This window comes from Gordonia sihwensis NBRC 108236 (assembly GCF_000333035.1).
GTDB lineage: Bacteria > Actinomycetota > Actinomycetes > Mycobacteriales > Mycobacteriaceae > Gordonia > Gordonia sihwensis.
Genome location: NZ_BANU01000008.1, coordinates 208,334 through 228,801 on the forward strand (window position 1 = coordinate 208,334; position 20,468 = coordinate 228,801).

At 67.9% G+C, this 20,468-nt stretch carries 21 protein-coding genes; 7 read left to right on the forward strand and 14 right to left on the reverse strand.

Translation table 11 applies throughout. The features are described 5' to 3' along the window. Window positions 1-85: 85 nt before the first annotated feature. The 4 genes from mftD to mftA form a co-directional block, all read right to left on the reverse strand. Entirely contained in the window at window positions 86-1,303 is a 1,218-nt protein-coding gene (gene mftD / locus GSI01S_RS06440; RefSeq protein WP_006895667.1) for a pre-mycofactocin synthase MftD, read from the reverse strand. A 373-nt stretch (window positions 1,304-1,676) separates the two neighbouring features. Next, entirely contained in the window at window positions 1,677-2,966 is a 1,290-nt protein-coding gene (gene mftC / locus GSI01S_RS06445; RefSeq protein ID WP_006895668.1) for a mycofactocin radical SAM maturase, read from the reverse strand. A 4-nt stretch (window positions 2,967-2,970) separates the two neighbouring features. Next, window positions 2,971-3,342: a mycofactocin biosynthesis chaperone MftB gene (gene mftB, locus GSI01S_RS06450; RefSeq protein ID WP_006895669.1), complete on the reverse strand. Its 372-nt coding sequence runs from the start codon at window positions 3,340-3,342 to the stop codon at window positions 2,971-2,973. Next, window positions 3,342-3,434 (reverse strand): mycofactocin precursor MftA, encoded by a 93-nt coding sequence (gene mftA / locus GSI01S_RS06455; RefSeq protein WP_101841532.1) that lies wholly within the window; start codon window positions 3,432-3,434, stop codon window positions 3,342-3,344. Before mftA ends, mftB begins: the two co-directional genes overlap by 1 nt. Window positions 3,435-3,574: 140 nt before the next feature. On the opposite strand from mftA, the gene mftR reads away from it, so the two are divergent. The 3 genes from mftR to GSI01S_RS06470 all read left to right on the forward strand — a co-directional run bounded on the left by mftR (window position 3,575) and on the right by GSI01S_RS06470 (window position 5,844). Then, entirely contained in the window at window positions 3,575-4,186 is a 612-nt protein-coding gene (mftR, locus tag GSI01S_RS06460) for a mycofactocin system transcriptional regulator MftR (protein ID WP_006895670.1), read from the forward strand. A gap of 154 nt (window positions 4,187-4,340) precedes the next feature. Further along, complete coding sequence (locus GSI01S_RS06465; protein WP_006895671.1) at window positions 4,341-5,399, forward strand: ferredoxin--NADP reductase; 1,059 nt, start codon at window positions 4,341-4,343, stop codon at window positions 5,397-5,399. A gap of 58 nt (window positions 5,400-5,457) precedes the next feature. Beyond that, entirely contained in the window at window positions 5,458-5,844 is a 387-nt protein-coding gene (locus tag GSI01S_RS06470; protein WP_006895672.1) for a DoxX family protein, read from the forward strand. 21 nt (window positions 5,845-5,865) lie between these two features. Here the strand turns inward: GSI01S_RS06470 and GSI01S_RS06475 are convergent, their stop codons facing one another. Genes GSI01S_RS06475 through GSI01S_RS06515 form a run of 9 tightly spaced genes read right to left on the reverse strand, consistent with a single transcriptional unit; the run spans window position 5,866 to window position 12,980 of the window. Next, entirely contained in the window at window positions 5,866-6,585 is a 720-nt protein-coding gene (locus GSI01S_RS06475; protein ID WP_006895673.1) for a DNA alkylation repair protein, read from the reverse strand. Next, on the reverse strand, window positions 6,582-7,781 hold the full coding sequence (locus GSI01S_RS06480) for an NAD(P)/FAD-dependent oxidoreductase (RefSeq protein WP_006895674.1): 1,200 nt from the start codon (window positions 7,779-7,781) through the stop codon (window positions 6,582-6,584). The genes GSI01S_RS06475 and GSI01S_RS06480 overlap by 4 nt, the downstream gene beginning before the upstream one ends. Window positions 7,782-7,798: 17 nt before the next feature. Further along, complete coding sequence (locus tag GSI01S_RS06485) at window positions 7,799-8,395, reverse strand: hypothetical protein (RefSeq protein ID WP_006895675.1); 597 nt, start codon at window positions 8,393-8,395, stop codon at window positions 7,799-7,801. Continuing rightward, on the reverse strand, window positions 8,395-9,006 hold the full coding sequence (locus tag GSI01S_RS06490; protein WP_006895676.1) for a hypothetical protein: 612 nt from the start codon (window positions 9,004-9,006) through the stop codon (window positions 8,395-8,397). The genes GSI01S_RS06485 and GSI01S_RS06490 overlap by 1 nt, the downstream gene beginning before the upstream one ends. After that, window positions 9,003-9,512, reverse strand: coding sequence for a hypothetical protein (locus tag GSI01S_RS06495; RefSeq protein ID WP_006895677.1), 510 nt, complete (start codon window positions 9,510-9,512; stop codon window positions 9,003-9,005). The genes GSI01S_RS06490 and GSI01S_RS06495 overlap by 4 nt, the downstream gene beginning before the upstream one ends. Beyond that, on the reverse strand, window positions 9,509-10,099 hold the full coding sequence (locus GSI01S_RS06500; RefSeq protein ID WP_006895678.1) for an Rv1363c family protein: 591 nt from the start codon (window positions 10,097-10,099) through the stop codon (window positions 9,509-9,511). The genes GSI01S_RS06495 and GSI01S_RS06500 overlap by 4 nt, the downstream gene beginning before the upstream one ends. A gap of 18 nt (window positions 10,100-10,117) precedes the next feature. Continuing rightward, window positions 10,118-10,999 carry an SDR family oxidoreductase gene (locus GSI01S_RS06505; protein ID WP_006895679.1) on the reverse strand — a complete coding sequence of 294 codons (882 nt, stop codon included), beginning with the start codon at window positions 10,997-10,999 and terminating at the stop codon, window positions 10,118-10,120. Window positions 11,000-11,049: 50 nt separating this feature from the next. Then, the gene (locus tag GSI01S_RS06510) at window positions 11,050-11,640 is read right to left on the reverse strand and encodes a TetR/AcrR family transcriptional regulator (RefSeq protein ID WP_006895680.1); all 591 of its coding nucleotides are present in this window, start codon (window positions 11,638-11,640) and stop codon (window positions 11,050-11,052) included. 2 nt (window positions 11,641-11,642) lie between these two features. After that, window positions 11,643-12,980, reverse strand: coding sequence for a cytochrome P450 (locus GSI01S_RS06515; RefSeq protein ID WP_006895681.1), 1,338 nt, complete (start codon window positions 12,978-12,980; stop codon window positions 11,643-11,645). Window positions 12,981-13,223: 243 nt separating this feature from the next. Between GSI01S_RS06515 and GSI01S_RS06520 the strand changes: the two genes are divergently transcribed. Continuing rightward, window positions 13,224-14,285, forward strand: coding sequence for an o-succinylbenzoate synthase (locus tag GSI01S_RS06520; RefSeq protein ID WP_006895682.1), 1,062 nt, complete (start codon window positions 13,224-13,226; stop codon window positions 14,283-14,285). A gap of 468 nt (window positions 14,286-14,753) precedes the next feature. Then, the gene (locus GSI01S_RS06525) at window positions 14,754-15,665 is read left to right on the forward strand and encodes an oxygenase MpaB family protein (protein WP_006895683.1); all 912 of its coding nucleotides are present in this window, start codon (window positions 14,754-14,756) and stop codon (window positions 15,663-15,665) included. 11 nt (window positions 15,666-15,676) lie between these two features. On the opposite strand, the gene GSI01S_RS06530 is transcribed toward GSI01S_RS06525, so the two are convergent. After that, window positions 15,677-16,864, reverse strand: coding sequence for a PucR family transcriptional regulator (locus GSI01S_RS06530; protein WP_006895684.1), 1,188 nt, complete (start codon window positions 16,862-16,864; stop codon window positions 15,677-15,679). Window positions 16,865-17,037: 173 nt separating this feature from the next. Between GSI01S_RS06530 and GSI01S_RS06535 the strand changes: the two genes are divergently transcribed. Both GSI01S_RS06535 and GSI01S_RS06540 read left to right on the forward strand, forming a co-directional pair. Next, the gene (locus GSI01S_RS06535) at window positions 17,038-18,741 is read left to right on the forward strand and encodes an aldehyde dehydrogenase family protein (RefSeq protein ID WP_006895685.1); all 1,704 of its coding nucleotides are present in this window, start codon (window positions 17,038-17,040) and stop codon (window positions 18,739-18,741) included. Window positions 18,742-18,763: 22 nt separating this feature from the next. Then, the gene (locus GSI01S_RS06540) at window positions 18,764-20,347 is read left to right on the forward strand and encodes a GMC family oxidoreductase (RefSeq protein WP_006895688.1); all 1,584 of its coding nucleotides are present in this window, start codon (window positions 18,764-18,766) and stop codon (window positions 20,345-20,347) included. Window positions 20,348-20,468: the final 121 nt, after the last annotated feature.

Here is a 20,468-nt window from a genome sequence, read left to right on the forward strand (position 1 = left end):
ACGACGGTGACTCGGCGAATGTGATCGGCCGGCGGCCCCGATCAGGGCCGCCGGCCGAATCGCCGTCGACGGGTCGCCCCGTGACTCACGCGCCGTGAATCTGCTCGAATCCTTCGGGGATGATCAGGTCGGCTCGCGAGAGATCGGCGACGTCGGATTTACCCAGACCCATCATCGCCGAGTCGACGCCCATGCGAAGCAGGTCGAGGACGTTCTCCACGCCGGTCTGCCCGTTGGCGGCAAGACCCCACAGGTAGGCGCGGCCGATCATGACGGCCTTGGCGCCCAGTGCGAGCGCTTTGACCACGTCGCTGCCGCGGCGGATGCCACCGTCGAGCAGAACGTCGACCTCGTTGCCGACCGCGTCCGCGATCGGTCCGAGGACGCGGATCGTGGCCGGCGTGCCGTCGAGATTGTTGCCGCCGTGATTGGAGACGGAGATCGCGGTGGCGCCGATGTCGACCGCGCGGCGCGCATCGTCGATTCGGGTGATGCCCTTGACCATGAACTCGCCGCCCCACTGCTCACGCAGCCACTGGATGTCCTCCCAGGTGGGCGGCGGAGTGTTCATCCACTGGCCGTAGACGTCGAAGAAGGTCGGTCCCGGCTCGCCCTTGTGCGCGATGTTCGGCGCACTCAGGTCGGGGATGATGAGCTTGCCGTCGCGGAACCAGCTCATCGTGTACCGGGGCTTGGTGATCATCTCAGGCGCCAGCTTGGCTACGGCGTTGAAGTCGACCTGCTCGGGGATCTCCGGGCTGCCCCAGTCGCGCCCGACGTTGAACACCCAGTCGGTGGTGACGATCAGGCCCTTGCAGCCGGCCGCGCGGGCGCGCTCGGCGCGCGCCAGGATGTCCTCACGACTGCCGAGCCAGTAGATCTGGAAGAAGATCTTGTCGTTGACCGCGGTCACTTCCTCCACCGGCTTCGACGCGAAGCTGGACAGTCCCATCGCGGTTCCGCGGTTGGCCGCGGCTCGCGCCACCGCCACTTCGCCGTCGGGATTGACCGCCTGCACACCGGTGGGCGAGATCATCACCGGGAACGGGAGGTCCTGCCCCATGACGCGGGTGGCGAGATTGCGCTCCGGCTTCACCCCGATGACGTGCGGCGAGAACCCGAGCTCCCCGAAGGCGTCCACATTGTCGTTGACGGTGATACCGGCCTGAGTGCCGGCGATCAGCGACGAGTAGACCGTCTTCGGCAACCGCTTCTTGGCTCGACGCTGCGCCTCGCCGATGGTCTCGAACCACGGGTTCTGCCGCCACGGGTTCTTCTCCATGAGTTCGGAGAACTTGGACATGATCAGTCTCTTTCCTGCTGTGAATGATGTGAGAGTTCGCGTTGTGCTGGGCGGGCTTGTTGAGCGAGCGTCTCGCCAGGCCAGTTGAACGAGCGTCCTTCTCAGGCCAGTTGAGCGAGCGTCCTTCTCAGGCCAGTTGAGCGAGCGTCCTTCCCAGGCTTGCTGGGCGAGCGCCTCCCCCAGGCCAGTTGAGCGAGCGTCCTTCTCAGGCTTGCTGGGCGAGCGCCTCCCCCAGGCCAGTTGAGCGAGCGTCCTTCTCAGGCCAGTTGAGCGAGCGAAGCGAGTCGAAACGACAAACCGCCCGCGTGCCCGCTGGAAGCTCGCCGATGTTTCGACTCGCTTCGCTCGCTCAACTGGCGCAAAAGGCAATCGCTCAGGAGCAGCCCGACGACGAGCAGCCGGTCGCGGTGGTCGGCATGAATCCGGCGAGCGGGTTCTCGTCGCAGTCGCGCGACGGCGGGCGCGTCATCAAGGTCAGCGGCACCCCGCGGGAGTGGTCCTTGTTGGCGGTCGGCTTCGACCGTTCGCCGGCCAGCAGCGACTCACCGTAGCCCTGGACGCACTCGGGGTCGGGACCGTCGAGCGGCAGTCCCGTGAAGAACTTCGCCGCCATGCATCCACCGCGGCACGCGTCGTAGTGGTTGCAGCTGGCGCATGCCCCGGCACTCTGCGGTTCCCGGAGCTCGGTGAACAGCTCCGACCGCTGCCAGATCTCCTGGAATCCGCCGTCGGTGGTGATGTTTCCGGCGAGGAAGTTCTCGTGGATCGCGAACGGGCAGGCGTACACGTCGCCCACCGGATCGATGAGGCACACGACCCGGCCGGCCCCGCACAGGTTCAGACCCGGCAGACCGCTGCCACCCGCTCCGGCGAACGCCGAGAGGTGGAAGAACGAGTCTCCGGTGAGCACCCGGTCGCCATGGGCCACCAGCCATTCGTAGAGCTCGCGCTGCTGCTCGGGAAGCGGGTGCAGATCGTCCCACACATCGGCGCCGCGCCCGGAGGGACGCAGGCGCGTGATGCGCAGCGTGGCACCGTACTTGTCGGCCAAAGCCTTGAACTCGTCGAGTTGCGCGACGTTGTGACGGGTCATCACGACGCTGATCTTGGCGTCGCGGAATCCCGCGTCGGCGAGGTTTTCGAGCGCGCGGACCGCCATGTCGAACGACCCCGGACCGCGGACGGCGTCGTTCACCTCGGCGTTGGCGCCGTCGAGCGAGATCTGGACGTCGACGTAGTCGGACGCGGCCAGCCGCGCCGCCACCTCCGGAGTGATCCGCAACCCGTTGGTCGAGAACTTCACGCCGACCTGGTGATCGGTCGCGTAGTCGACGAGCTCCCAGAAGTCGGGCCGCACGGTCGGCTCGCCGCCGCCGATGTTGACGTAGAACACCTGCATGCGCTGCAGCTCGTCGATGATCGCCTTGCACTGTTCGGTCGAGAGCTCACGCGGATCACGCTTGCCCGAGCTCGACAGGCAGTGCACGCACGACAGGTTGCAGGCGTACGTCAGTTCCCACGTGAGGCAGATCGGCGCGTCCAGCCCCCGCTCGAACTGGTCGACGAGGCGCCCGACCTTCGGCGGCGCGGGCACCGTCAGCGGCGGCGTGAGGGACGGCATGCCGAGAGCCTCGGCGCCGGGGCGGGATTCCAGGGTGGTCACAGGGTCACTCCTCGGTCGGGTGCGCCGGCGCGGGTCGAGAGGCGGCGTCCGGGGCCTGCCGTTCGATGATCATTCCGGACTCGCTCAGCGCGGAGAGGGCTTGCAGATACAGCGGGCGATCGCCGTCGCCGATGCCGGTCGCGGTCATCGCAGCGTCGGCACTGTCGTGGTCGTCCAGAGACTGGACCAGCCTGACCACCTCGAGGTTCTTCAGAAACGAGAGCTTGCGCGTCCCGAAGTGATACAGCAGCGCGCCGAACGGCTCCGGTCGCAGAGCGACTTTCGGATTCATCCGCCACGCACGCGATACGTCGAATGGGGTACCGCTCCCGGCGGCCGCAGGGCCGCCGGGAACAGTGGTCGATGCCGTCGTCATCAGTAGACGCCACACATCCCGTCGATGGACACTTCCTCCACCAGAGACTCAGCCACGAGATCCTGCTGAGTCGCATTCGCCTGATCGGCCATATGAACCATCCTCCTTCACGAGTACTGATGTGGTTCGCTTCACACCATAATGGCACTGGGTGCAGAATCTCTAGGGGTTGGCGAGAATTGTGCGTCGTAAGATCGTGACCGGCGGTTTCTTGGATCGGAGATGATGAGCGATGACCAGATCTGGGCGTGCGGGAGTGCTCGGCGGCCGGCCGGCCGCAACCACACGCGGCCGACTCAGCGCCATCGCGATCGATCTGTTCACCGAGCACGGCTTCGACGAGACCAGCGTCGACGACATCGCCGCCGCCGCCGGAATCGCCCGCCGCACGCTGTTCCGCTACTACCCGTCCAAGAACTCTCTGGCCTGGGGTGAGTTCAACGAGCACCTCGACGGTCTCCGGGACCTTCTGCGGAACAGTTCCGACGACGTCCCGCTCGGCGCCACCCTCCGCGACGCGCTGATCGCCTTCAACACCGTCCCGGCATCCGAGATCGACAAACATCGCCGCCGGATGGCACTGCTCCTGGGCGTACCGGCGCTCCAGGCCCACTCGATGCTGATGTACCAGGACTGGCGACAGGTCATCGCCGACCACTGCGGTGCCAGACTCGGACTCGCCCCCGCGTCGCACGTTCCGCAGACCATCGCCTGGCAGACGCTGGGCACCGCGCTCGCCGCATACGACCAATGGCTCCCGGACCCGTCGGCCGACCTCACCGACCTGCTGCGATCGGGCAGCCGCATCCTGATCGACGGGGTCGCATCACTCACGCAGACGTAGCCCGACCGCCCCGGCGGACTCGCCGCCGCACACCCGGCTCCCGCCATCCGGAACGAGGTCTGTGACAGACTTCGAAGCGCTGATATCCTAAATAGAACACGTTTCAGTTTTGCCACGGCCGAGCGCCGGGCCCGATTCCACAGAGAGTCAACCGATGACCGAATTGACCCCGCACAGCGCGCGCAGCGCCATCCTCACCGTCTCCGAGGTGATCGATGAGACCGCCGACGCGCGCAGCATCGTCTTCGACATCCCCGACACCCACCGGGAGAAGTTCGAGGACTACCTGCCCGGGCAGTTCCTGACTCTGCGGATCCCGAGCGATCAGACCGGTTCCGTGGCGCGGTGCTACTCGCTGTCGTCGGCGCCCCGCCACGACAAACTGCCGAAGGTCACCGTCAAGCGCACCGCCGACGGTTACGGATCCAACTGGATCTGCGACAACCTGGAGGCCGGCTCGCAGATCGAGGCACTGCCGCCTTCGGGCGTCTTCACCCCGGCGAACTTCCACACCCCGCTGCTGCTGATCGCAGCCGGGTCGGGCGTCACCCCGGTGATGTCGATTCTGAAGCACGCCCTGCTCACCGGAACCGGTCAGATCACGTTCTTCTACGCCAACCGCAGCGAGAACGACGTGATCTTCGCCGACGAACTGCGCCGGCTGCAGGCCAAGTACCCGGCCCGGCTGACGGTGCTGCACTGGCTCGAATCGGTACAGGGTCTGCCGAGCGACCGCACCCTGGCGACGCTCTTCGCCCCGATGTCGGCCACGCACACCGCGTACATGTGCGGGCCGGGCCCGTTCATGGACGCCGCCCACAGCGCCCTGATCAAGGCCCGCTTCGACAGCAAGAGGGTGCACGTCGAGATCTACAACTCGCTCTCGGGCGACCCGTTCGCGGACGTCGAACTGGGCGAGGTCTCGGCCGAGGAGGCCGCAGCCGCCGCCGAAGTGGAAGTGGAACTCGACGGCGAGACGCACACCCTCGCGTGGCCGCGGTCGCGCACCCTGGTCGACATCATGCTGGCCGCCGGACTCGACGCGCCGTACTCGTGCCAGGAGGGCGAGTGCGGTTCGTGCGCCTGCACGCTCGTCGAGGGCACGGTCGACATGGAGGTCACCGGCGCCCTCGATCCCGACGACATCGCCGACGGCTACATCCTCGGCTGCCAGGCCCGGCCCACCGCAGACAAGCTCAAGATCGAGTTCTGACTCGCGGGGAACCGACTCGCGCGACCGGCCCGCCGGAGTCAGGCACTAGACTCGGCCCATGACGAACGAACGTCTGGCCCGAGTCCTGTCGCTGATCCTGCTGGTCCCCGGCGCACTGCATTTCGCCGCGCCGAAGCCGTTCGACGCCATCGTTCCCGATGAGGTGCCCGGCGACGCGCGCGCGTGGACCTATGCCTCGGGCATGGCCGAGATCGGTTTGGGCGCAGCGGTTCTCGCTCCGCGTACCCGACGCACCGCAGCTGGACTGGCAGCGATGCTGTTCATCGCCGTCTTTCCCGCGAACGTGAACATGGTGCGTCTGTGGGTCGACAAGAGCCCGGCGCTGAAGGCTGTCGCATGGGCCCGCCTGCCCCTGCAGGTGCCGCTCATCGCCCTCGCTCTCCTGGTACGACGGGGTGCGCCGCGCCGCGCCGCCGCTGAGTGAGGGGTAGCGTTCCGATCCCGCTCACAGCGAGCGGAAGTGAGCCCTGCGTTCCGTCGACAGTCGTTCCACGGCGTACGACAGCGCGGTACGGCCCATCGACGAGGCGTTGACCTCCAGATAGCGGAGCAGCGTCTGCTCGTCGGCGCGCTTGCCCGCCTCGCGCAGCATCCAGCCGAACGCCTTCTGGATCAGATCGCGCCGGTCGTCGATCACCAATGGAGCCACCGCCTCGATCTGCTCCCAGCGCCCCGCCCGAATGAACGCGAACGTCGCGACGATACCGGCGCGGCGCTGCCACAGATCGTCCGATGCTGCCCACTCGAGCAATTCCGACCAGTCGCCCGAGCGCAGGCACCGATCCCCGAGGATCGCGTACGCGGAGACGTCGACCAGATCCCAGTTGTCCACTCGACCGCCGCGCACGGCGTCCCGATAGACGTCCACCCACCGTTCGGGATCGCCGCTCTCGCGCGAGTAGTTGTCGGCCAGAATCAACAGTGCGAGGTGACGGACCTCGTGGGTCCGGTCGCCGAGGAGGTCGACGATCACCGACCGCGGAAGTCCACGCAGACTCCGGGCCAGGGCCCGAAGCTTCGGCACCGGCACACCGGCGAAACGATCGCCTTCTCCGTACTGGCCCGGTCCGGTCTTGAAGAATCGCTGCGACGACGCCGCGCGCTCCGGATCCCCGAGCGCCTCGACGGCCGAGACGATCTCAGAGGCACCGGAGTCGGCGTTCATCCGCCGAGCAGCGTGGAGATCGGCGTAGGGGTGAGCAGGAACTGTCGTGCCTTCATCAGCTTGCCCACTCGGCCGGCGCCGACGACGCCGGTCAGCAGCCCCTCCCGGCTGTAGTACGCCAAGAACTTGCGGCCGTCGTCGTCCACCAGATGCACCTCGTCGTCCGGGCGCGGCGTGCCGAGCATCTGGAACTTGAGCCCGTACTGGTCACTCCAGAAGTACGGCACTGTCTGATGCGGGATCGCGTGACCCAACAGGTGCGCGGCCACCATCGCGGCCTGATCGACCGTGTGGGTCCAGTGCTCGACGCGGTGGCCGTGACCGTCCACGTCGTGCCAGTTGGCGCAGTCGCCGAGGGCGTACACGTCCGCCACCCCGGTGCGGCCGACACCGTCGCACGCGACGCCGCCTCCGGCCGCACGGTCCGCGAGTTCGATACCCGATCCTTCGAGATACTCCAGCTCCGGGTAGCCGCCGATGCCGACCACGATCAGATCCGCGTCCACCCGGCTGCCGTCGGACAGGACGACGCCCGCCGCGCGGCCGTCCTCCGTCACGATCTCGTCGACGCCCACGCCCACCCGCAGGTCGACCCCGGCCTCCACGTGAAGGCGGGTGACCATCTCACCGATCCGGGGGCCGAGCGGCCCCGAGAGCGGCGCCGGCGTGGGTTCCACCAGAGTCACCGAGATGTCCATCGAGTGCAGACTCGCGGTCACCTCGCAGCCGATGAACCCGGCGCCGATCACGACCGCGCGGCTCGCCGACGTCGCTTCCGCCCGCAGTGCCAGCGCGTCCTCGACGGTCCGGATGACGTGCACTCCGGCGACGCCCTCCGACCCCGGGAAGCGCCGTGCGGCCAGCCCGGTCGCCAGGACCAACGTGCCGTACGGCAACGGCTCGACGGTTCCGTCGCATTCCACGGAGACCGTGTGGGACGTCGGGTCGACGGCGACCACCCGGGTACCGGTGCGCAGATCGATGTCCGAGTCCCGGAAGAACTCCGCGGGCTTGAGGTCGACGCGTTCGTCGTCGCCGGTGAGGACGGTCTTCGACAACGGCGGACGGTCGTAGGGCGGATGCTGCTCGGCCCCGAGCAGCGTGATCGGCCCGTCGTATCCGCCGTTGCGCAGGTTCTCCGCCAGGCGGACCCCGCCGAGTCCCGCCCCCACGACCACCACTGGTGCCTCGACCACTGCGTCACATCCCAATCTCATTGCGGCGAAACGTTCTCCACCCGCGACAACCGCCAAACATCGCCCACTCTAGTGACCGTGGCCCATCGTGCGATACCCGTTCTCGTCGGATAGTCCTGTTGTTTGCCCACCGTCACTTCCTGAGTGGCGAACACCAGCACCGACATCTGTTCGTCGTGCCGCTCCCCCGGAGCCGCGCTCGAGATGGTGGTTCGCATCGAGACCTTCGCGGAGACCGCGTCGGGAAAGACCACGTCGGGGCCGCGAGCAGCATAGTCTGCGGCCAGCGCGCCGGTCAGGTGTTTCTGGACTTCGGCACGCTGCGCGGCGGAGTCGTCCGGGGTGAAGGTCATCAGAGCCGTCACGCCCTCGGACGCCGCACGCACGGCCGTATGGTCCGGTACGGCGGGTTCGGCACGCGATTGCACTCCGACGATCCATCCGACGACCGCGACCACCAGCGCCGCGACCGTCACCAGCGCCCACGCCGTCTGCCACCGACGGTCACCGGGCACCTGCGCCCGCCACCGCGACCAGGGGCCCGACCCGGCCGCTGGACGCTCGGGTTCGGCGACGGCACCCACGCCCGCGTCGTCCCTCGAGTGAGTTCCCATCAGGACACCGCCTCCGTCTGCTGCACCAGCCAGTGCCCGTCGACCTCGGCCATCGTCACGCTGACGCCGACCCGGCTCTGCGACGGATCACCGCCGATCAGTTCCGGGCTGGTGGCCTGCGCGACCACCAGCACCGACGTCTTGCCGTCCTCGGTACCCACGACGCCCGAGGAGAGGATCTGACCGGAACTGGGGCGCGGCTGCGACGCCACCGTCGACTGGAGTTGCTCGCGGGCGCCCTGAATCCGGATCCGCTGGTCGCCGGTGCTGACTGCCAGGATGTCGCCGACATATCGGTCGGCGTGCGCCGGATCGGAGGTGAGCATCGTGACGATCGCGTGCTCGGCGGCCTCGCGCGCCGCCTGCTCCTCGCTCGCCGAAGTAGCCATCGAGTCCGCCGAACTGTGCGCCCACCAGCCCACGCCGATGAGTCCGAGCGCGGCGATCACCGCGGCGACCACAGCCAATCGGACCCCCGCGGCCCGGCGATGGGAGCGCCTGACCAGCGCGGGTTCAGCGGCCGCCCGCGCCTGCCGCTCCGACCGGACGGCTTGGTCGTACCGCTCGCGGGCCTGCTGCAGTCGTCGGGTGTCGGCGGCGTCGTCGGTCACTGCAGTTCCTCCAATCCGCTCAGCAGCCAGCGGTCGTCGGAGCGGACGTACGACGCCTGGACCGCCTTGGTTCTGCTCTCACTGTGCCCGCTGCGCGAGGTCACCGTGACCTGCACGATCACCAGCGCCTCTCCCGCGTCACCGTCGGCCCAGGAGACGGCGACGTTCTGCGGAACCCAACTCACCGACGCGGTGCCGTCGGGCGGAGGCCCGTTCAGTGCGGGGCCCGACGCGATCGACAGCGGTGGCGCCACCAGGCTGCGCGCGGTCTTCCGGTCGCCGGCCCAGGTTCGCGAGTCGACGGAGAAGACGTCGGCGACGATGGTTCCGGCCTTCTCCTGCAGCGTCTGCCGCGCCTGCGCGGCGTCCCGCTGTTCAGCGTGGTCGTCGAGGCCACTGATACAGAAGATCAACCCCGCGGTGAAGACGACGGCGGTCACGCCGAGTCGGAGCACCGTTCCCCACGTCGACATCGGCTTCTCGAGATAGGTGAGGAAGCGGTTCACGGAACCATCACCAACCCGTCGACCTTGAGGTCTCCGTCTTCGGGGACCAGGCTGACGACCAGGCGCAGGTTCTGCAGCGGGGCCGCGTCCTGCTCGGTGTCACGGTCGCCGACCTGGACACTGGCGGCGACCATCACCTCGGCGCCGTCGGCCGAACTGGACTGCACGGCGGCCGCGTCGATGCGGCCCTGGCCGTGGGCGCCGGAATCCTTGACGTATGAACTGTAGGCGTCCGCCGACTGCGCGAACGCGTCGTGAAAGGAGCCGGTGGCACCGGCGAGGATGCGCTTGGCACGCGCGGGGTCGTTCGCGTCGACGTCCAGCAGCAGTTCCACCTCGGCCGTCGCCGCTTTCAGGTAGTCCTCGTCCGAATACCGCTGGGGTGCTGCCGCCGCGTACCAGATTCCGGCCCCCGCAGCTGCGAGCGCGAGGACGGCGACCGTCGCGAGAATCCACCGCGTGCGGCGCGACATCCGCGAACGCAACCCGGCCGACGCCTCGGCCTCCGCCAAATCGTCACGCGCACTGCGCAGTTCGCTGCGCGCGCGCCTCCATTGTCTGAGGCGGTCGTCTGATCTGAACCCCACCCGGTCGAGCGTACTGATTCAGCTCTGGCCTATCCGTCTGCTGTAAGCGGATCGTGACTCGGGATCGGGGTTCATGAAGATCTCGCCCGAGCGTGTGGTGCGCAGCAAGGCGCGTTTGAGGCTCCGCGGCAGAATCGGGTAGGCGTTCACCCAGCCCATGGAGCGCGGGGCAGCGGCACGCACCCGGACGCCGGCGATGGAGGCGAGCACCTGTTCGGCGACGACGGCTGTATTCACGGAGGTGACCATCGAGTTGGTCGCGAGCCCGTCGATGAGTCCGGTCTGGGTGAAGGTCGGCATCACCACGCCGACCCGCACACCGTGGCCGGCGAGCTCCGAATCGAGTGCCTCCGAGAACTCGATGACGCCTGCCTTCGCCGCGTTGTACACCGTCAACCCCGGTGTGGGCAGACGTCCGGCCACCGACGAGATGTTGACGATCTGGCCGTGTCCGCGGGCCACCATGCGAGTCGCCGCAGCCTGACTGCCGAGGATCACCCCGAGCAGGTCCACGTCGAGCGTCGCCCGGATCAGCGTCTCGCGGTAGTCGAGGAAGGGGCCCACCGGCATGATTCCGGCGTTGTTGACCAGCACGTCGACGGGACCGATCCGGTCGGCGACGGTGTCCAGGAATTTCTCGAACGACGAGCGGTCGGTGACGTCGAGTTCGATTCCCTCCACGCCGAGATCTGCCGCCGCCTTACCGACCGCATCGACATCGACGTCACCGATCGCCACCTTCGCACCCGCGTCGAGCAGCTCAGTCGCGACCTCGAAGCCGATGCCGCGTGCTCCGCCGGTGATCGCGACGACCTTCCCCGCCAGCCGCGCGCGGACCCGGGCCAGACGCGCCCTGCGCCGTCGATCACGCGACAACCGGCTGGTGAGCGAAACAGACATGGGTGCTCCTGGGTCGAGGGGCGGCATCCGGCCGGATGCCCGATGGGTACTCAGTGGATCATCGGCGCGAGGTGCTTGCGAGCCACCGCACGCGCGTAGTCGGAGGTCGAGTGAGCCGGGTCGCTCGCTGGGACTTCGAGATACGACATGACGACGCGCACGTGGATCTCCACGGCCTGCAGCAGGTCGTCGTCGGCCATCGTGGCGCCGGCCGAACGGAGGGTCGCGGCGATCCTCGCGGTGACCATCTCGATGAACAGTGCACTGACACCGGAGGTCACTTCGCGTACGGTCCGGTCTTCGTGAACCACCCGTCGCAGGAGCGGATCTGTCTGCACCATCTCGGCCCCGCGCGCGAAGGCTTCGGCGACGGCCTCTCGCGGCGGCATCCCCTCGACGGCTTCCTCGAGACGTGACAGGCCGGCCTCGAAGGTCTCCAGCGCGACCGCCCGAAACAACGCCTCTTTGTTCGGAAAACGACGGTAGAGCGTCGACCGGCTCACTCCCGCGGCCCGCGCCACCTCGTCCATCCCCGCCTTCCGGACGCCGACAGCGGCGAACTCCGCGGCCGCAGCGTCGAGGATGTCGCGTTCCTGTTCGGACACCGAGGCGGTGATCCTGGCCTTTCGCGTCGCAGGCACGACTACCGCTTCCGCATCTGCACCGGGAGCTTGTCCTTCGGCACCGGCAGGGCGCTGTAATCCATCGGCACCTGATACCCAGTGGGGACCGACCACTCGTAGCCGCGGAGCAGGTGGTGCATCACGGTCTTGATCTCCATCTGGCCGAAGTATAGTCCGATGCACTTGTGCACGCCTCCGCCGAAGGGCATCCACGCCATCCGGTGCCCCTTGTCCTCGGCGCGCTCGGCGGAGAAGCGCTCGGGGTCGAACATCGCCGGGTGCGTGTAGTACTGCGGGTCGCGGTGATTGATCAGCTGCGGCACCGAGACCATCGTCCCCTCCGGGATGAAGAAGCCCTGGACCTGAGTGTCCTTGACTGCCATGCGCGGCTGCGCCGGAACCGGCGGACACAGTCTCAGCGACTCCTTCATGATCGAGTCCAAGACGGTCAACCCGCTCAGGTCTGCGTAATCGAGGTCGGGTCCGAACTCGAACGACTGCGCGCGGGCCTTCTCCTGCCATTCGGGGTACTTCGCCATCCAGTACGCCATCTGGGTCATCGTGATGGTCGACGTGTCGTGCGCCGCCATGAGCACGAAGATCATGTGGTTGACCACGTCTTCGTCGGTGAAGGTCTCGCCGTCGTCGCCCTCGGCGTGGCAGAGCACGGAGAAGAGGTCGGGGGTCGCGTTGGCCCGCTTGGCGGCGATGTGCTCGTAGAAGAAGTCTTCGAGGACCTTGCGCGAGCGGACGCCCTTCCACCAGCGACCGCCCGGGACCGGCTTGCGGACGTATGCGACGCCGGCGCGGACGGTCTCGATGAAGGCCTTGTTCAGCCGGTCCGCCTCGTGCTGCGGCAGTTCGAGCCCGAGGAATACTTCGAGTGCGACGTCCAGCGTGAGCGCTTTGAGTTCGGAGAACAGCTTCACTCGGCCGGTCGGGAACCGGGACACGCGGTCGGCCACCATCGGTTGGAGTTCGTCCATGTAGCCCTTGAGGACTTTGGGCGTGAAAGCCTGCTGGAGGATGTGCCGGTGGTTCCGGTGTTCCTCGAAGTCGAGCAGCATGATGCCGCGGTTGAAGAACGGTCCGATGAAGTAGCTCCATGCCGGAGCGTTCGCGAACGCGCGGTCCTTGTTCATGAGGATCTCGTTCGCCGCCTCGGCGCCCATGCACGTGACGATGCGGACGCCGAAGGCGTTCATTCCCGAGACGTCGCCGTACTGCAGACGTTTGCGGTCGGAGTAGCCGAACGGATCCCGTCGCATCTGAAGGATCTCCAGCACTCCATTGCGATCGCTGAGCGGCACCGCCTTCAGATCGCTGCCGGCCTCCGGCTGGGCGAGCACTGCAACCATCGTTCCTCCTCGATACCGGCCGCCTCAGTTGTGATCCGGCCCATATCTCGATTGAAACAAATAGGTAGATCTGTGTCTATAGTTCGTGGGACATATTTGCGAATCCGTCGCACGCCGTGGACGTCCCCTCACTTCAGGCCGGCGTCCGCCCTCAAAGCTCGTTGAGCGAGCACAGCGAGCCGAAACCGTCTCCCCGACACTTCCCGCGGAACCGAGGGGCAGTCGGGCGATACGCTGGCCGACATGGTCTTCTCCTCGCCAACCGGCCGTAACAAGCAGTCGCCGTTCGGTACGTCGGACGACCGGAAGAAGGGTGTGCCGACCTTCCGGCTGCAGCCGAAGAACCCGCCGCCGCCGAGCATGCCGTCGGCCGACGACCTGCTGGAATCGGCCAAGGTGGTCGCGCTGCCGATGCACACCCGATTCCGTGGGGTCAAGGTCCGCGAGGCGCTGATCTTCTCCGGTCCCGCGGGCTGGGGCGAGTTCGCCCCGTTCGTCGAATACGAGGACGCGGAGGCCAAGACCTGGCTCGCGGCGGGCATCGAGGCCGCCTACCTCGGTCCGCCGGCGCCCGTTCGCGACTCGGTGCGAGTGAATGCGACGGTGCCCGCGGTTCCCGCCGAGGAGGTGGCCGGCCTAATCGCGCGGTATCCCGGCGTCGACACGGTGAAGGTGAAAGTCGCCGAACCGGGACAGAGTCTGGCCGACGATGTCGAGCGGGTCGCGGCCGCCCGTGACCTCGTCGGCACCGTCCGGATCGACGCCAACGGCGGCTGGAGCGTGCAACAGGCGATCGAGGCCGTCGCCGCGATCGGTGACGTGGAGTACGTGGAGCAGCCGTGCGCGACGGTCGAGGAACTCGCGCAGGTGCGCCGCGCCGTCTCGGTCCCGATCGCGGCCGACGAGTCCATCCGCCGGGCCGGCGATCCGATGCGGGTGGCCGCGCTGGACGCCGCCGACATCGCCGTACTCAAAGTGGCGCCACTAGGCGGTATGCGGGCGCTGGTCGCGTTGGCGGAACGGCTCCCGATGGACGTGGTCGTCTCCAGCGCCCTCGACACCGCCGTCGGCATGGCCGCCGGAATCGGAGCGGCCGCCGCACTCCCGGACCTCGACCGCGCGTGCGGGTTGGGTACCGGCGAGTTCTTCGTCCGCGACGTCGCACGGTCGTTCCGGATCGAACACGGCACGGTTCGGCCGCGACGTGTGGAGCCGGGAATCGACCTTCCGCTGGCGTCCGCTGAGCGGACTCGATGGTGGCACGAGCGCCTGCGTCGTTGCCACGACCTGCTGACCCGGCGCTGATCTCGACACGCTCGATCACCCTGGGGTCGCCTCGCAGGCCCATCTCGACAGGCTCGATAACCCTGGGGTCTCCCCACAGGCCGGTTGAGCGAGCGCAGCGAGTCGAAACCACGTGCCAGGCAATAACAGTCACGCCCATCTCGACAGGCTCGATAACCCTGGCGTCTCCCCACAGGCCGGTTGAGCGAGCGCAGCGAGTCGAAACCACCCGCCAGGCAACGCTCACGCAATCTCGACACGCTCGATCACCCTGAGGTCTCCCCCCAGGCCGGTTGAGCGAGCGCAGCGAGTCGAAACCACCCGCCAGGCAATAACAGTCACGCCCATCTCGACACGCTCGGCGCCTGCGGCGCCTCCCGGCTCGATAACCCTGAGGTCTCCTCGCAAACTTTGACACAAATATTTACATCTGTTCCACCGCGGCGCTACAGTCGACGTCATCACGCCGCACGCGTCATAGGAGACCGCATGAACTCACCGGACGTGTTCGAGGCGGGCGTCGGAGAGGCCGAACCCGCCTACGTCGACATCGACTCCATCGATCTGCGCCTCGGCGCCGACTCCCTGGTGTGGAAGTTCTACGGCGACATCCGGGGAGTCCTCGGCTTCCAGCGTCTGGCCGGCACGGAGAACTGCATCGAACAACTCGCGCAGGGCGTGGAAGACCACTCGGTGATCTTCTCCGACTTCCTCGGCCGCGCCCGGCGCACAGGCCCGCCGATCATGCGGACCGTGTACTCCGACCAGCCGCACCAGTGGGGCCGACGGGTCCGCGACTTCCACCGCGACATCAAGGGAACGGTGCCCGACGGCTCGCGGTATCACGCGCTGAACCCCGAGCTCTACTACTGGGCGCACGCGACCTTCGTCGATCAAGTCCTGACTATCACAGACACATTCATCCGGCGGTTGTCGTACGAGGAGAAGGAGCAGATCTTCGAAGAGAGCAAGACGTGGTATCAGCTGTACGGCGTCTCCGCGCGCAGCCAGCCGGAGACCTACGAGGATTTCTGCGTCTATTGGGAGACGATGTGCGACAAGTTCGTCCCCACCAGGACCATCCTTTACGCCACCGGGTACCTGAGTAAGGGCGTTCCCGGACCGCGCTGGATGCCCCGGCCGCTGTGGCGCGTGATCTCCGCCCCGATCAACGCCTTTCTACGAACCGTCATCGTCGGCACCCTCCCCCGCCAGATGCGCGAGGTCTGCGAACTCGACTGGGACGACCGGAAGCAGCGCCGTTTCGATCGCTTCGCAGCGGGGATGCGCGCAGCGAACCCGTTGTTCAACCGGCTTCCGATCCGGCTGCTGTACACACCGTGGGCGGCCGAGGGCTGGGAACGCACCGGCGTGGATCCGCGCCGGATCCACAACGGGTGAGCGAGCGCCGGTCACTCATCTGCCACGATCCCCAGCACTTCAACTGACCGCAAGGCGGCGTACAGTTCGGCCGACTGCACCGGGTCGGTCACGTCGCGTCCAGTGAGGTCCCGAACCTTGCGCAATCGGTAGCGGACCGTGTTCCGGTGGCAGTGGAGCGCCTCGGCGACCTCGCCGGCCGCCCCGTGGCAGCGATACCACTCCGCCAGCACCGAAAGCAGATCATCGCGGTCGGGTGGGGGAAGTCGAAGCACACCGCCCAGCACCGACTCGGTGAACACTCGCGCCGCGCCGGACGCGGTCACCAGCAGATGGGCCATCGGGTCACTGCCGAACCGCACCAGCCCCTCCGTGCCCGGCGGCGTGCTGCGCGCCGCCAGCCGCGCCTGTCCGAGAGCCTCCGGAATCCCCAGCGGAGTACCGAACTCGGCACTGACGCCGATCCGCCCGGCGACTGCCTGCCCGAGTCTGTCGACCGCCCGCACCGCCTCTCGCGACGACGCGGTGCGCAGCAGCCCGATGTGCACGTCCGCCTGGCTGTCCCAGACCGTCTGAGCCCCGGCGTCGCGCAAGGATGACGTGACCGGTGCCGGCAGCGCCTGGCCCGGATCCGCCGGAATGATCACCACCACCTGGAACACGCCGTCCTCAGGCACCCCGAGCGTTCGCAGGGCACCGAGCGAACGCACCGAACCGTCGGCGTGGTCGTCGAAGAGCATCCTGATCAGGCGGTAGCGCGCCTGCGCGTCGGAGTGCGCGAGGAGGGTCTCGGTGTCCCGGTACGCCTCGACCGCGGCGTCGGAGAATGCGTCGATCAACTCCCAGAGCAGGGTCGCGCATTCATGGACTTCCGGGTCACCCGGCCCCTTCGACAGCGCCGTCAGCTGTTCCCAGATCAGTCGGCCGCCGAGCCGGAACGCGTGCAGCAGCGCCGCCAGGGGCACCCCTCGCTCGGCTTTGAGTCGGCCGACCGCAAGCGCCGGCTTGAGGTTCGGCTCCGCCCCGGCGAGCGCCCGGATGATCTCCGCCAGATTGTCCCGGCACGCGCCCCGCAACTCCTCCTCCGCCAGCGGGCCGCCGTCGACGTAGAAACGGTCGGCCTGGGTGATGCGGACCGCCAACTCCTCCGCCACCGAGTCGACGTCGCTGAGCAGCAGAAGCGCGGGTGAGTTCAACCGCGGAGTGGTCGGGGAGTTCACGCGTGCACGTCCAATCAATCGCAGTGTGACCCACGATACGCGGCCATTGTGCACCGGCACAAAGTCGGCCGGATCAACCCTGTGCCGCCATACCTGGCACCGTCGGTGACCCCACTCACACAATGGAGCGATCACTGCCGAGCGTGCACGCTCACCTGGCGAATGGAGCAGAAATGCAAGACCTCGAACTGCAGGCGGTCGAGTCCGCGCTGACCGACCTCGTCGACGGCGAACGCCGCTGGGCGACGACGACGCTCGAGCAGCGTCGCGACCTCCTGATGCGCATGCGCGATCTGACCGGCGCCCACGCCCAGGAGTGGGTCGACACGGCCGTGCAGATCAAGGGCCTCGACCCGAACTCGCCGCTGGTCGGCGAGGAATGGATGTCTGGACCGTATGTGATGGCCGCCAGCCTCGGCGTCCTCGCCGACACCCTCGACCACCTCGCACAGGGCCGGAGCCCGCTCGCCGACGTCAAGTTCCACGACGTCCGCGACCGCGTCGCCGTCAACGTCCTGCCGACCAGCGTCTACGACGAGCTGCTGCTCAGCGGCTTCAGCGCCGAGGTGTGGCTGCGCCGGGGAGTCAGTCGCGCCGCAGCAAAGGCCGAGGCCGGGCTCGCGCAGCTCGACCCGTCGCGGACCGCGGGCATCGGCGTGGTGCTGGGCGCAGGCAACATCATGTCGATCGCACCGCTGGACGTGCTGTACGAGCTGATCGCCCACAACCGCGTGGTGGTGCTCAAGCTCAACCCGATCACCGATCCGCTGCTTCCCGTCTTCGGCAAGGTCCTCGCCCCGCTGATCGAGGTCGGCGCGGTCCGCATCGTCACCGGCGGGGCCGAGGTCGGCGGCGCGCTGGTCCAGCACGATCTCGTGAACCACGTGCACATGACCGGCAGTGCACGCACCCACGACGCTATCGTGTGGGGTGTCGGGGACGAGGCCGTCGAGCGCAAGCGCGCGAGCGACCCCAAGCTGACCAAGCCGGTCACCAGCGAGCTGGGCGGAGTCTCCCCCACCATCGTGATCCCCGGCCGGTGGAGCAACGCCGACCTGAAGTTCCAGGCACAGCACGTGGCCACTCAGCGTCTGCACAACGGCGGATACAACTGCGTGGCATCGCAGGCCCTCATCATCTCGTCGGACTGGGATCAGAAGGACCGGTTCCTCGCCGAGGTGCGCAACGCCATCGCCGCCGCACCCGAGCGCGCCGCCTACTACCCCGGGAGCGACGACCGCGTCGCGAGCGCGCTGGAGTCGTACCCGAACGCCGAACGCCTGGGCCCGGGCGGCGGTCGCCTGCTGGTCGACGACGTCCGCCCCGATGCGACCGAACCCATCCTGTCCGGCGAGTACTTCTCACCGGTCTACGGCGTCGTCGAGATCCCCTGCACCGGTGCGGCTTTCACCGGTGCCGCGGCGCGCACGGCCAACGAGGTCTTCGCAGGCACCCTCGGCGTCAACATCATCGCGGCGCCGGCCAGCGTCAAGGAACTCGGCGCGGCGTTCGACGACCTCGTCGAGGATCTCCACTACGGAACCATCGCCATCAACGCCTGGACCGGCGTCGGTTACCTGACGCCGACCGCGTCGTGGGGCGCGTACCCCGGCCACACCATCGACGACGTGCAGAGCGGCATCGGCGTGGTGCACAACGCCTGGCTGATGGACGGAATCGAGCGCACCGTGGTCCGCGGGCCGTTCCGCCCCGCCCCGCGATCGGTGATCCGCGGAGAACTCGCACTGTCGCCGAAGCCGCCATGGTTCGTGAACAACAAGACCGCCGCGACGACCGGCAAGCGGCTCACCGAGTTCGCCGCCGATCCGCGGGCGAGTCGTCTGCCCGGAATCTTCGCCTCCGCCCTGCGCGGCTGACCGTTCGACTGAAAGGGACTCAATGACAACCACTTCCATGGACGCCGACTACGTCGTCGTCGGCACCGGTTCCGCCGGAGCCGTCGTCGCTGCCCGTCTGAGCGAGCGGTCGGCCGACACGGTGGTCGCACTCGAGGCCGGCGGTGAGGACAAGAGCCAGTCCGTCCGCATTCCCGCCGCCTTCTCCAAGCAGTTCCAGACCGAGCTCGACTGGAACTACCTCACCCAGCCGCAGCCAGAGCTCGGCGACCGCCGGGTGTTCTTCCCGCGCGGCAAGATGATCGGCGGATCGTCGTCGATGAACGCGATGATGTGGGTGCGCGGATACGCCGCCGACTACGACGCATGGGCGCTGGAGGCCGGCGACGGATGGTCGTTCGCCAACGTCGTCGAGTACTTCAAGCGCATCGAGTCGATCGAGGGCGCCGTCGAGGGCGACGAGGGACGCGACGGGCCGCTCAACGTCGCCCACCAGCGCAGCCCGCGCGGTTGGACGTCCGACTTCCTCGCCTCGGCCGAACAGGCCGGATTCAAGCGCGAACGTGCCAATCTGCCTCAGCCGGAAGGCTTCACGCAGACGATGGTGTGCCAGAAGAACGGGTCGCGCTGGAGCGCCTCCGACGCGTACCTCAAGCCCGCGCGGTCGCGCCGGAACCTGACGGTGCTCACCGATGCGCACGCAACCCGGGTGCTGTTGGAGGGTTCGCGCGCGGTGGGCGTCGAGTACCTCAAGGACGGCGTCACCCACACCGTCCGCGCCCGCAAGGAGGTGATCCTCTCGGGCGGCGCGATCAACACGCCGCAGCTTCTCCTGCTGTCGGGCATCGGCGATCAAGAGCAACTGCGCGCGCACGGCATCGCCGTGGCACAGCATCTGCCCGAGGTCGGCCGCAACCTCAGTGATCACCTGATGTCGCTGATCGGCTTCGCCGTCGACTCCGACACCCTCTACGGCGCCGAGAAGCCGTTGGAGTTGCTCAACTATCTGACGCGCCGCCGCGGCATGCTCACCTCGAATGTCGGTGAGGCCTACGGCTTCATCCGCAGCCGCCCCGACCTGGAGCTGCCCGACATCGAGATCATCTTCGGTCCGGGGCCGTTCTACGACGAGGGCATCGGGGACGCGCCAGGTCACGGCATCGGTCTCGGTCCGATCCTCGTCGACCCACGCAGTCGCGGCACAGTCTCACTGGCGTCGTCGGACCCGACCGCCAAGGCCCTCATCGACCCGCGCTACCTGTCGGACGCCGACGGCGCCGACCGCGCGGCCCTGATGTCAGGTCTGCGCGCCGCCCACCGGATCGCGACGTCGGAGCCGCTGGCGTCGAAGATCGGCCGGTTCCTGCAGCCGAAGCGGGAGCTGGACACCATCGAAGCCACTCTCGAAGATGCGCTGACCTGGCATTCGCACACGCTCTACCACCCGACCGGCACGTGCCGGATGGGCTCGGACAGTGCCAGCGTCGTGACGCCCGACCTCAAGGTCCGCGGCGTCGAGGGTCTGCGCGTCGCCGACGCCTCCGTGATGCCGAAGATCGTCCGCGGCCACACCCACGCGCCGACGGTCGTCATCGGCGAACGCGCCGCGGATCTGATCAAGGGCTGACCCGGCCTCCCCGACCGATCGATCAGCCCGAGGTCGCCCCGCAGGCCGGCTGAGCGAGCGCAGCGAAGTCGAAACTACTTGTCCGACAACAACACTCGTGCTTATCTCGACACGCTCGATT